We start from the raw sequence: 11,160 nt of genomic DNA, 5'->3' as shown, positions 1-11,160 counted from the left end.
CCGGGTCACGTCTCGACGGAAATCAACATCGATGTGGTCAGAGCTTTGGTAAGGGGCCCTAATCCCTTGCCAAGGCTCGCTCAATATGACTATATGACACTGAATAGTCAAGTAGTAAAATTGAGAAAGATTCGAATATGGCAAAAATGGGGCGACCAACCGCAGACACTGAACCGGTCACCATACGTATGGACCGAGAAATGCTGCGCGCGATCGATGATTATCGAAGAGAGCAAGCAGATCTGCCGTCGCGTCCCGAAGTTGTGCGGCGCGTAATGGCCGAATGGTTGGCGAGGCGCGCTGCCGAAAGCTCGGAAAAGTAAGAGATCGTCATCCAGAAATGGGACAGCCTGAGAAAAGGGTGAGACATCCGTTCTTTGACACCGAGATTGCCAAGATCAGAAATCGTGGCTCACTGACAGCTGACCATTGGATCAGGTCGCTGGCGGCGACCGGATCTGCGCGCGGCTGGAGATGATCCGGCGGGCGCTGGTCCAGTGGCGGGAGATGACAGATCGAGAACCGTGACGGGTTCGGAGGTCTCGGTTGGTTTGCGAAACCTTGATGTCACTGGATAGTCAGCTCTGAACAACGCGGTTATGCCGCGCCGTGCGTCTCAATTGGTCTGTTAACGACCACGATGATGCCGTGTATGAAGCGGATGAAGAAGGTCCAAAGAGTGCTGATATGGTCGAGGATCTTACGGATGTTGTGCCCGCAGGCGCAGAGCACAGCTGGTCGGCGAGTCAGTTTGTCCACTGATTGCCTCATGTCGCCGAAGCTGCTGATCGCATTGCCAGCCAGTTGACTAAGTCTGCTCTCGGCATCACCAGCGCCACGGTCATGAACGCAGCCAGTGGACGGCACATTCTTTTAGGGTTGCGTTTCTGAGTCCGTTGTTTCTCAGCCTAGATCATCAGCCCTGCGGTCACGCCCTGTTCCACGGGCCGAACTTTTCGTCGATGCTTTCGCGCGTCTGCTCCTCAATCTGACACCTTTCAGTCGGCGTAATCCGCGTCCGAGACTTCCTCCATCCAGGTGACCGCCGATCCGTCGATGGCTTCCTGAATGGCGATATGGCTCATCGCGGTGTCGGGGGCGGCGCCGTGCCAGTGCTTTTCTCCGGCGGGGAACCAGACCACGTCGCCCTGGTGGATCTCCTCGACCGGGCGCCCTCGCGCTGGACGCGGCCGCGGCCGAAAGTGACGATCAGCGTCTGGCCGGCCGGATGCGTGTGCCATGCCGTGCGCGCGCCCGGCTCGAAGGTGACATGGGCGCCGGCGGCGCGGCCCGGCGCCTCGGCCGCGAACAGCGGGTCGATGCGGACGGTGCCGGTGAACCAGTCGGCCGGACCGGCGGTCGAGGGCGTCGCACCTGCGCGGGTGATTTTCATCTGCGGCTCCCTTCAGTTGCCCATCGTGGCGATATCCATGACGAAGCGGTATTTCACATCGCCTTTCAGCATCCTGGCGTAGGCGGGCTCGATCTGGTCGGCGCGGATCATCTCGATATCGGCCACGATGCCGTGGGCGGCGCAGAAATCGAGCATCTCCTGGGTTTCAGGAATGCCGCCGATCATCGAGCCGGCCAGCGAGCGCCGCTTGCCGATCAGGTTGTGCACGGTGGGCGAGGGATGCGGCGTTGCCGGCGCACCGACCAGCGTCATGGTGCCGTCGCGCTTCAGCAGCGCCAGGAAAGCGTCCAGGTCATGCGGCGCGGCGACGGTGTTCAGGATGAAATCGAAGCTTTTCGCATGGGCCGCCATCTCATCGAGGTTGCGCGAGACCACCACTTCATCGGCGCCAAGCGCCCTGGCATCGGCGCGCTTGGACTCGGAGGTGGTGAAGGCCACGACATGCGCGCCCATCGCATGGGCAAGCTTCACGCCCATATGGCCGAGGCCGCCGATGCCGACCACGGCGACCTTCTTGCCTGGCCCGGCGCCCCAATGGCGCAGCGGCGACCAGGTGGTGATGCCGGCGCAGAGCAGCGGCGCCACGGCGGCCAACTGATCCTCGGGGTGGGTGATCCGCAGCACATAGCGTTCATGCACGACGACCGCTTGGGAGTAACCGCCCAGCGTGTGGCCGGGGGCGTCGGCGGTTGGGCCGTTATAGGTGCCGACCATGCCGTCGCAATAGTTCTCCAGCCCGTCGTCGCAATCGGCGCAGTTCTGGCAGCTATCGACGATACAACCGACGCCGACCAGGTCGCCGCGCTTATGGGCGGTCACATGGCTGCCGGTCTCGGTCACGCGACCGACGATCTCGTGTCCCGGCACGCAGGGGTAGAGCGTGCCGGCCCATTCGCTGCGGACCTGGTGCAGGTCGGAATGGCAGATGCCGCAAAAGAGGATCTCGATGCGCACGTCATGCGGACCGGGCGCGCGGCGGGTGATTTCCATGCGGGAGACCGGCTGGTCGGCAGCGGTGGCACCATAGGCGAGAATGGTCATGTCAGGTTCCTTTGTGGGCAAGAGTTGTCCGCTGGCGCGGATCATGCAAGGGGTTCGACGCGCAGCGGATATTCACCGCGCACCAGTAAGGGCGCAGGCCCGCCGTCCAATCGGCCAAGCCGGATCAGCCCGCGCGACCAGCGATAGGGGGCATGGAACATCGCCAGGTTGCCCCATGGCGCATAATAACACAGATCGCCTGGTGCCTCGTTGCCGAAGGGGCCGCTGCCTTGCTCGGCCAGCTTGCGCGACAGGTAGGCGATCTTCTCGTTGGTCGAGTAATCCTCGACGGTCAGGTCCAGTGGCAGCATGTCGAAGAGGTCGCGGGCCGAAGGATTGTCCTCCAGCGTCGCGGTGAAACTCTGATCAGCGAAGATGAACCGGATGCGCATGACGGATCCTTCCTGGGCGCGGGCGATAGCAGGAAGGGCTAAGCTGGTGGCGATGCCCAACAACATACGCCGGGAGAGGCCGGCGGGTTCAGTGGGCATGTCCGCATCATCCATCATGGCAGGCAACCTCACAGTCGTGGTCTAGGCGGCAAGATGCTGGTCGAAGAACGTCGCCAGCCTGTCGAAGGGGATCACGTCCATCCGGTCGTAAAGATCGACGTGACTGGCGCCCGGGATGATCACCAGTTCTTTCGGCTCCGCCGCCGCCTCATAGGCGGTTTCGCTGAAATAGCGCGAATGGGCATTCTCGCCATGGATCAGCAGGATCGGACGCGGCGAGATTTCCGCGATATGGGTGAGGATCGGCAGGTTCATGAATGGTAGCGGCGTTGTCTGGGTCCAGGCATTGCCCGAATTGACCGCACGTTCGTGATAACCGCGCGAGGTCATATAGTAATCGTGGTAATCGACCAGGAACTGCGCCTCGCCGCCTTGCAACTCGTTATAGGGCGGCTGATAGGCGGGGGCGCCATTCGCGGCATCCTCCCAACGCTGGCGGCTGAGGGTTTCCAGCACCTCCGCGCGCTGCTCGGATGTCATGCTGTCGTCATAGCCCCGCGACATGACGCGGGTCATGTCATACATGGTGCTGGCCGCGACGGCCTTGACGCGCTTGTCCAAGGCGACGGCGCTCAGCGCCATGCCACCCCAGCCGCAGATACCGATGACGCCGATGCGCTCACGGTCCACGGCAGCGTGCAGGCCAAGGAAATCCACGCCTGCCATGAAATCCTCGGTGTTGATGTCGGGCGAGGCGACGTCGCGCGGCTCACCGCCGCTTTCGCCGGTAAAGGACGGATCGAAGGCCAGCGTGACGAAGCCGCGCTCGGCCATAGTTTGCGCATAAAGGCCCGACGACTGCTCCTTGACGGCGCCGAACGGGCCGGCGACGACGATGGCCGGCAGGTGGTCGTCGCTGCGATCTTTCGGCAGATAGAGGTCGCCCGCAAGCGTGATGCCGTAACGGTTGGTGAAGGTCACCTTCTCATGGTCGACCTTCCCGCTCTTCGGGAAGACCTTGTCCCAGTCCTGATTCATGGCATTTCCTTCGGTTTCTGCGGAGGTCGGTTGCGCCACGGTGGACCCGGTGCCCAGCATGATTGCAGTGCTTGCGGCAAGCGATCCCCCAAGCAGGGTTCGACGGCTGAGGCGTTCATCCATCGGGATATCTCCTTCGTGTTCAGGTGAGCAGAGGGTGGAGGGAAAGCGAGGGCCGGCTGTCATCTCATGTTTCCTGGGGGTTCAGCAGCGTTCGCCCGTTCCCGATCAGCGCCACGGCGAAAACTGCCAGCACCACGCTGCCGATGAAGGGCGCCCGGATCGAGATGCCGTCCAACAGCAGGCCGCCAACCACCGCGCCCAGCAGGATCGAAGCCTGAATCGCCGCGACCATCAGGCTGCCGGCAGCTTCAGGCGCGTCATCGGCGTTCTGCGACATCCAGGTCATCCAGATCACCGAGAACATCGTGTTCATCGCGCCCCAGATCACCATGAGAAATCCTGTGGCGATCACGGAATGGCCCAACAGCAACAGTCCTACCGTGGCCCCTCCCATCACCAGCGCCGGCAGTTTCAGGAACGGTGCGGCATCGCCCTTGATGAAGCGACCCGCCGCCCAGGTGCCGATAAAACCGGCGCAGCCCAGCAGAAGCAGCAGGACCGAAAGCGTGGCCACATCCACGCCGGTTACCTGCTCCAGGAACGGACGCAGATAGGTGAACATACTGAAGGCCGAGCCCCAGGACAGCATGCAGGCCATCAGACCGCGCCGGAAATACTGCCGCTTCAGCAGGTCCAACAGTGCCCGGACATCCTGCCGCTGCTGCGCAGGCAGCGACGGCAGGGCAATCATATGCCAGACGAGGTTGATGGCGACGATGGGCGTTAGCGCCCAAAAGACGTCGCGCCAGCCGAAGATCCCGCCCAGATAACTGCCGATCGGCGCGGCGAAGGCCGCCGCAATCGCCTGCCCGGCATACATCAGCGCCAGGGCCTTCGGCACGTCCTGTGCCGGCACCAGCCGCATGATCACTGCCGTCGCCAGCGCCCAAAAGCCGCCGATGCAGATGCCCAAGACAGCACGTCCGATCATCAACACGGTGAAACTCGGGGCCACCGCAACCAGCACCAGCGACAACAGCATGAAGAATGTCAGGGCCACCAACACCCATTTGCGGTTCAGCCTCCCGGCTGCGGTGGTGATGAGCAGGCTGGCCGCAACGGCGAACAACCCGCTGACCGAGATCGCCTGTCCGGTCTGGCCCTCGGTCGCGCCCAGCCCTTCGGCCATCGGCGTCAGCAGGCTGACCGGCATGAATTCGGAGGCGATCAGCATCGCCACGCAAAGCGCCATCGACAGGACTGCGCCCCATGCGGCCTCCGGCCTGCTGCCGGCATGTTCCACGGTGGAAACCATGTGCGCTTGCTCCTGACGGTTGGGTTCTAGCCGGATATAGCCCATCCGAATCTTTCCGATTACCCGTCTCATTTTGATTGGATCAATCGACCCAGTCGATTAATCTGGCACAATGGAAAAGACCGACCTCAACCAACTCACCTGGTTCCGCGTCGTGGCCGAGGAACGCAGCTTCACTCGCGCGGCAGCGCGGATCGGTGTCGCGCAATCGACGCTGAGCCATGCGATCAAGCAGCTGGAGACCCGTATGGGTATCCGCCTGCTGACGCGCACGACCCGCAACGTCTCGACCACGCCGGCGGGTGAGCGGCTGCTGAAAACCATCACCCCGCGCCTCGTTGAGATCGAGGAAGAGATCGCCGCGCTGACGGCGTTGCGCGACAAGCCCTCGGGATCCATCCGGCTGACGCTGTCGGATCACGCGCTGGATAGCGTGGTCTGGCCGAAGCTGAAGCCGCTGCTGAAGGATTATCCCGATATCAGCGTCGAACTGATCCTTGACAGCAGCTTCCGCAATATTGTCGAGGAAGGTTTTGACGCCGGCGTCCGCTTGGGCGAAAGCGTGGAAAAAGATATGATCGCTGTGCGCATCGGCCCCGACTGGCGGCTGGTGGCGGTGGCGTCGCCCGGCTATCTGTCCGAACATGGCACGCCGCAGCACCCACGCGATCTGGTCCGCCACATCTGCATCAACATGCGCCACGAGAGTGCCGGCGGCCTCTATGCCTGGGAGTTCGAGAAGGACGGGCAGGAATTGCGCGTCCGGGTGGACGGGCAACTGGCCTTCAACAACTCCTATGCGATGATCGACGCGGCAGTCAGCGGCTACGGCATCGCCTATGTGCCGGAGGATATCGTTGCGGACCGGATCGCTGTAGGCGCTTTGGTGCAGGTTCTGGACGACTGGTCGCCCATGTTCGACGGATATTTCCTCTACTACCCCAGCCGCAGACAGAACCTGCCGGCATTCCGCGTCATTGTCGACGCGCTCAGGCATCGAAGCAAGGCGGGCCGTTGAGTGCCGGTTACGACGGGTTCGCCACCCGTCCACTCCCTTGCGAAAATTGATCGGTTCGGATGAGAGAAAGATGGCCGCAAGCCTGTCTCCGGGCAGATCAATTTCGAGGTAAATCGTTGCAGGACTTTCGGCACGCCGTTCTTCATTACAAAAGGATGGCACCCGCGGATCAGGATACAAACTGATTTGCCATGGCGTGGTGTGCAAAGACGGCATGCGATTTTACCGTTCAATACTGGTAACTGCGAAGCTATTCCTCCGCCAAACGAACGAAATCGGGGTTTGCCGCGGGCTCGATTTGCAGATCGAATAAAACAGATCTTCCGAAACGGGGATTTTACTTTCCTCGATAATATGGGGTGAAGGGCGAAAATCGATCAAAATGCTTATCGGGCCATGACGGGGCTGGCTATGATCATCGGGGAAGTCGAGGATTCCAAATCCCGCTGCCGCCACGCAGGCATCCGCTGCTTCATCGCGCTGATCTGCGATATCCTGAACGATCTGATCAGCGTGACATCGGGAATCGCGCGGGCGATCATCGCCTGGCTCCTGCACAGTATTGGCTGCTCCACGAGACCGATTGTTTGGCTCTTGTCGAAGGCGGCAGACGGTCGAGGCTGTCTTCGAGGATTTGTCGAACTTGCGAAACCAGCATTCTCAGATTCGGTTCGCGGTGGTCAGCCAGAGAAACCATGCTCCGGTTAATCCTACCTTTCGGCTATCGCATAGCTGGCGCTGGTCGTCGTGTCTGCGGCTAATCCGGTGGGCGTGCCATCACCGATCCGGGCCACCTGACCGATCCCCATGTGGCGCATGGGAAGATCTCTGGATCTTCGAATGTTGGTGGGTAGGATCAGACGCGGGCCAGATGTCATGGGGTGACTTGAGTCTATAAGCCTTACGGCCGAAGCTCTCGATCTGAGCAAAGCAAAGTGCGGCGAAGTTGGCATTCTGGCACCGCGCCAGCATGTTCCCGATGAAGCGTTTGCGAAACCCGGCGATCCTGCCCGTGGGCATGAAGATGGCCGGCCAGCGGCGCCGGCCCAACACTGTGACCCAAGATATGGGGGGCTGCGCGTCGGGCGGATCAACTGATGCCATGCGGCGAGGCCCGGTCCGAGCGGGTGCGGTGCGAGGGGAAACAGTCTCCCCCCTGAGCTAGCCCATCTCCAGCATGGAGCGATCCAGCCGGTAGGCCCGGTTGCGGTCCGGATCGATGCTGCGGGGGAGCTTGTACTGCGAGGACACCCGCTCGCCGCCGGGCACCAGGATGCCGGCTTCACGCAGCAACTTGACCGCCCGCTCGGCCTGCATGCCGGAAGCGACCTCGGTGCGCAAAGCCTCGGCCCCAAGATAGATCCAGTTCATGTCGATCCAACCCACGTCATTGTCACCAAGGACCGCTCCGGGCCGGAGCAAGCGGTGCCGGTTGGCGCGCAACCATCCCGTGAGCCGATGTGCCATCGCCTCGGCGCTGGTGGGGGGCTGGGCCGCATGGGCCCGGTGCCAAAGACGGGCGATCTCGGTCAGCGCCACAGAGGCGGTGTTCTGCGGCCAGGGCAGGACGCCCAGCCGCGCGGCGATCTCGCCCGTGGCAGCGATCAGCGCCAGGCGCTTCAGCACGCGCTGCACCGGACCGTCAGGCGACTCCACCGTCAGGCCGACGGCCGCCAGCATGTCGGGCTGCAACCTTTCGATCAGGGCGGGCACCGTGGTTGCGATGATGGCGTGATGCTCGATCAGCCGCTGCACGAAGGCCGGCAGTGCGTGGCCATGGTGGCGGCCGGCAGCGTCACGGATCGCCTCGGACAGCGCGTGGCCCGAGGCATAGCCATGCAGGTTCTCGAAGATGCCATGCGTCCAGGAGCGGGCCGGGATATCGATCAGCCGCACGCCGAGGCCGGCCGGCATGTCGATGCGTGCGCTGGCCAGCATGGCGGCGATCGGGCGCTCGGAGGTGGAGAGCATCGCCGTGCGCCAATGCGTCGTTTTTTCGAGCGCCAGCTTGCGATTGCCGCGCAGCCGACCGGTGCCGTTGCCGGTGGAATAAAGCGCCGCGATAATCTCGGTCGAGGGTTGCGCGGGGAATTCGTCCAGCAGCAGCGCGCCGTCGTTTGCCTGCAAGCAGGTCAGTTCCAGCCCGGTATTCGTCGCGTTCCAGGTGGCCAGCGCCTCGCGCGGGGCCATGCAGCTAAGCGCAGCGACCAAAGCGGTGGTCTTTCCCGAACTCGTGCGCGCATGGAAGTTCAGCCCCAGCGTGTCGATCCCGGCGAACTTCAGCAGCGGCCCGGTCAGCGCGGCCGAGATGGCGCAGATGATTGCCGGATTGCCGAGCGCCAACTGCCCGATGCTGTCCTTCCAGCCCTCGAGCGATCCGCAGGGCGGGGCCGCGGGACGGGTGATCGAGAGTTCGATCGCGTCCTCATGCGGGCCGGGCCGGCCCAGAACGCTGCCATCGGGCAGCACGAAGACCGGCGTGTCGCCAGCCTGCTGCCAGCCGGGCTGGGAGACCAGGCGGGTGCGCGCCCTGACCGGCCAGCGACGGAGCATATCGACGATGTAATCGCGGTTGCCCTCGATGGCGAGGCCGGCCGCAACCAGCTGCGCACAGACGCGGCGGGGACCGGCGATCATCTCCTCCTCGGCGATGGTCACATGCCGCAGGATGCCGTCGCGGTCAAGAAAGCGGATGCGGCGCGACCAGTTGCGCCCGTGGCCGTCGCGGACCAGCGACTCAACCCGCAGGGGGCCACACATCGGCGTCCAGTCATCGTCTTCCCGACCGCCAAAGCCCAGCATCCGCTCGCGCGCCAGATAGTGCCAGCCCGGAGGCATTTCCTCCAGCATGGCAAGCAAGAAAGCCCTGATCTGCGGGTCGATGGGCGAAGCTGCGTCAGCGGTTGCGACATAGGTAGCGGTGGCAACGGGGGCGGGCAGCTGGGCCTGTCCGGCATTGGACGCGGGAACAGCGAGCGCAGCGTCGGCCAGCGCGGGATCGGCCGTCTCGAGGTCGGACTGCGGCGCCCGGTGCTCGGGCATCGGGGAAACGTCGTGGTCGGGCATGGTTGGTATCCAATTCAGGGTTGCATCGTCCCGTCAAAGATGCGTCGCCTCGCCCCAAAAAGCAGCCGTGGGGCAGGCGCTCGAATGTGGACAACCGGTGAATGTCTGATGTTTTTTGTGGATTACGCGCGACGGCGGGCAATTTCTGATGACCTTGACCAGTTTCGCGCAAGCGGAGCATGCCGGAGAGATGACGAGGAAAACGCCTGATGAATCCATTGGACCACTTGGACCAATGGACCGGCCTTGAGCCGCCAGCGGTCCAATCGGTCCGGTAGGTCCAGGTGGTCCAATGCTTCGGGTGTATGGCTGAAGCTGAATTGCGCCATCGGGTCGCTGAAGAAGCCTATGTTCCCCCGAGGAGCGCAGGTTGCGAATGTAGAGCTTGCCCACCGCGCCCGGATGCCATCGGCTGGGGGGATGAGCGCCGGAACTATCTTGGCATCGAGGCCTTCCGGACCGAAATCGCCTCCGGCATGCCGGCCGGTCCGGCGGTGAAGCTGCTGGGCGAGGCGGCGCTGCTGGTTCCGGGTGGTGAGCAGAGGTCGTTTCAGTATCGCCTTCCCCGGCATGTCGATCCGGACAGGGCACGGGTCTATCGCTTCGACAGGCAGAGGATTGAGCGCGGATAATGCGGCGGGGCTGCATTCTGCCGGACATCCAAGCGTTTATTGCGGCGGTTTCCGAGCCGCCGCGAGCAGGCGCGCTGGCATTATTCGGTATCGGAATAAAAGCCGTTTATCTGTTCTCTGCCGATCAGGTGGGAGGATCTCTGGTCATGCCCCGACAATCATTTCCCCTTCTTGGCGGGCCTCACAGGCGGAGCAGCAGCCTTTTACAAAGCCCGATAATATGGGGTAAGGCTTGTCGTGCCATGTTATCAGGCAACACGAAGTCAGGCAGTTGAGTTCTGATCTGACCCACGGCAGGCAATGATTTTGGGGCCGTCGCCATCCGAGAGCCCCATCGCATCTCAGCTTCGATAGTCGTGTGACGATGCCTTGACCACCCTGCTTCTCTGCGCTCCAAGCCCGGTCCCGCCCAAACTGACCAGATTGCCCTCGCGCAGAAAACGCGGCGGTTTCTGCGCGCAACCGATGCCGGCAGGGGTTCCGGTCTGGATCACGTCTCCGGGTTCCAGCGCCATATAGTCCGAGATATGCGCGATCAGTTCCGCGACCGACCACAGCATGTCCGAGGTTGATCCCTGCTGGATGCGCCTGCCGTCGATCTCAAGCCACAGATCAATGACTTGCGGGTCAGGGATTTCGTCGGCTGTCACCATCCACGGACCCAATCGCGCGAAGCCATCATGTCCCCGGCCCTTGACACTTTCGCCGCCGTGGTGGCGCTGATGGTCACGTTCCGACAGGTCATTGGCAAGGCAGTATCCCGCAACATATTCCAACGCCTGCTGCGGCGAAACATGCCGTGCATATGTTCCAATGACGGCGGCAAGTTCAACCTCCCAATCGGTGGCGGTGGAGCCGTGCGGCAGGATGATGTCATCATCCGGCCCCGCCAGCGCCGAGCTTGGCTTGATCGAGATCGAGGGTGCTTCGGGGCGCGGCACATCCAGTTCGATCATCGTGCTGGTATAGTTCAACCCGACGCAGATGATCTTGCCGGGGCGGGCCGTGCAGGCGCCGAAGTGGGTGCCTTCGGGCAGCAGCGGCAGGCTTCGGGCGTCAAGTGCCGCCAGTCGCGCCAATCCCTGCGGCGAAAGTTGTTGATTTCCGTCGAGACGTGACCC

Annotated in this window: 9 protein-coding genes and 1 pseudogene; 3 read left to right on the top strand and 7 right to left on the bottom strand. The window is 62.8% G+C overall.

Annotated elements, in window-relative coordinates; genetic code table 11:
- Positions 1 to 998: 998 nt before the first annotated feature.
- The 5 genes and pseudogenes from PARACOCCUSGL_RS20990 to PARACOCCUSGL_RS0118615 form a co-directional block, all read right to left on the bottom strand.
- Positions 999 to 1,393 (bottom strand): annotated as a pseudogene (locus PARACOCCUSGL_RS20990) (cupin domain-containing protein).
- A gap of 12 nt (positions 1,394 to 1,405) precedes the next feature.
- The gene (locus tag PARACOCCUSGL_RS0118635) at positions 1,406 to 2,455 is read right to left on the bottom strand and encodes an NAD(P)-dependent alcohol dehydrogenase (protein ID WP_010400204.1); all 1,050 of its coding nucleotides are present in this window, start codon (positions 2,453 to 2,455) and stop codon (positions 1,406 to 1,408) included.
- A gap of 41 nt (positions 2,456 to 2,496) precedes the next feature.
- Complete coding sequence (locus tag PARACOCCUSGL_RS0118630; RefSeq protein ID WP_010400202.1) at positions 2,497 to 2,847, bottom strand: cyclophilin-like fold protein; 351 nt, start codon at positions 2,845 to 2,847, stop codon at positions 2,497 to 2,499.
- A 141-nt stretch (positions 2,848 to 2,988) separates the two neighbouring features.
- A complete protein-coding gene (locus PARACOCCUSGL_RS0118620) occupies positions 2,989 to 4,068 on the bottom strand; it encodes an alpha/beta hydrolase (RefSeq protein ID WP_010400199.1) in 1,080 nt (359 codons plus the stop codon).
- A 64-nt stretch (positions 4,069 to 4,132) separates the two neighbouring features.
- The gene (locus PARACOCCUSGL_RS0118615) at positions 4,133 to 5,323 is read right to left on the bottom strand and encodes an MFS transporter (protein ID WP_050804225.1); all 1,191 of its coding nucleotides are present in this window, start codon (positions 5,321 to 5,323) and stop codon (positions 4,133 to 4,135) included.
- A gap of 112 nt (positions 5,324 to 5,435) precedes the next feature.
- Between PARACOCCUSGL_RS0118615 and PARACOCCUSGL_RS0118610 the strand changes: the two genes are divergently transcribed.
- Both PARACOCCUSGL_RS0118610 and PARACOCCUSGL_RS21890 read left to right on the top strand, forming a co-directional pair.
- Positions 5,436 to 6,341 carry a LysR family transcriptional regulator gene (locus PARACOCCUSGL_RS0118610; RefSeq protein WP_010400197.1) on the top strand — a complete coding sequence of 302 codons (906 nt, stop codon included), beginning with the start codon at positions 5,436 to 5,438 and terminating at the stop codon, positions 6,339 to 6,341.
- A 411-nt stretch (positions 6,342 to 6,752) separates the two neighbouring features.
- Positions 6,753 to 7,049 (top strand): hypothetical protein, encoded by a 297-nt coding sequence (locus PARACOCCUSGL_RS21890; RefSeq protein ID WP_138918398.1) that lies wholly within the window; start codon positions 6,753 to 6,755, stop codon positions 7,047 to 7,049.
- Between the two features lie 453 nt (positions 7,050 to 7,502).
- On the opposite strand, the gene PARACOCCUSGL_RS0118600 is transcribed toward PARACOCCUSGL_RS21890, so the two are convergent.
- Positions 7,503 to 9,407, bottom strand: coding sequence for a DUF927 domain-containing protein (locus tag PARACOCCUSGL_RS0118600; protein WP_010400193.1), 1,905 nt, complete (start codon positions 9,405 to 9,407; stop codon positions 7,503 to 7,505).
- A gap of 305 nt (positions 9,408 to 9,712) precedes the next feature.
- On the opposite strand from PARACOCCUSGL_RS0118600, the gene PARACOCCUSGL_RS0118595 reads away from it, so the two are divergent.
- On the top strand, positions 9,713 to 10,039 hold the full coding sequence (locus PARACOCCUSGL_RS0118595; RefSeq protein ID WP_010400191.1) for a hypothetical protein: 327 nt from the start codon (positions 9,713 to 9,715) through the stop codon (positions 10,037 to 10,039).
- Positions 10,040 to 10,380: 341 nt separating this feature from the next.
- On the opposite strand, the gene PARACOCCUSGL_RS0118590 is transcribed toward PARACOCCUSGL_RS0118595, so the two are convergent.
- Positions 10,381 to 11,160, bottom strand: a 780-nt coding sequence (locus tag PARACOCCUSGL_RS0118590; RefSeq protein WP_010400189.1) for a fumarylacetoacetate hydrolase family protein, incomplete at its 5' end; no start/stop codon positions are given.

Source organism: Paracoccus sp. TRP (assembly GCF_000185925.1).
In the GTDB taxonomy this organism is placed as follows: domain Bacteria; phylum Pseudomonadota; class Alphaproteobacteria; order Rhodobacterales; family Rhodobacteraceae; genus Paracoccus; species Paracoccus kondratievae.
Note: the sequence above shows the minus strand (reverse complement) of the source record. Positions and strands in the feature narration are given on the sequence as shown.

What these genes read in the sequence shown, in the direction of transcription:
- PARACOCCUSGL_RS0118600 (WP_010400193.1), bottom strand. Translation starts at nt 9,407, where the DNA reads ATGCCCGACCACGACGTTTCCCCGATGCCCGAGCACCGGGCGCCGCAG.
- PARACOCCUSGL_RS21890 (WP_138918398.1), top strand. Translation starts at nt 6,753, where the DNA reads ATGATCATCGGGGAAGTCGAGGATTCCAAATCCCGCTGCCGCCACGCA.
- PARACOCCUSGL_RS0118595 (WP_010400191.1), top strand. Translation starts at nt 9,713, where the DNA reads ATGGCTGAAGCTGAATTGCGCCATCGGGTCGCTGAAGAAGCCTATGTT.
- PARACOCCUSGL_RS0118630 (WP_010400202.1), bottom strand. Translation starts at nt 2,847, where the DNA reads ATGCGCATCCGGTTCATCTTCGCTGATCAGAGTTTCACCGCGACGCTG.
- PARACOCCUSGL_RS0118610 (WP_010400197.1), top strand. Translation starts at nt 5,436, where the DNA reads ATGGAAAAGACCGACCTCAACCAACTCACCTGGTTCCGCGTCGTGGCC.
- PARACOCCUSGL_RS0118620 (WP_010400199.1), bottom strand. Translation starts at nt 4,068, where the DNA reads ATGGATGAACGCCTCAGCCGTCGAACCCTGCTTGGGGGATCGCTTGCC.
- PARACOCCUSGL_RS0118615 (WP_050804225.1), bottom strand. Translation starts at nt 5,323, where the DNA reads ATGGTTTCCACCGTGGAACATGCCGGCAGCAGGCCGGAGGCCGCATGG.
- PARACOCCUSGL_RS0118635 (WP_010400204.1), bottom strand. Translation starts at nt 2,455, where the DNA reads ATGACCATTCTCGCCTATGGTGCCACCGCTGCCGACCAGCCGGTCTCC.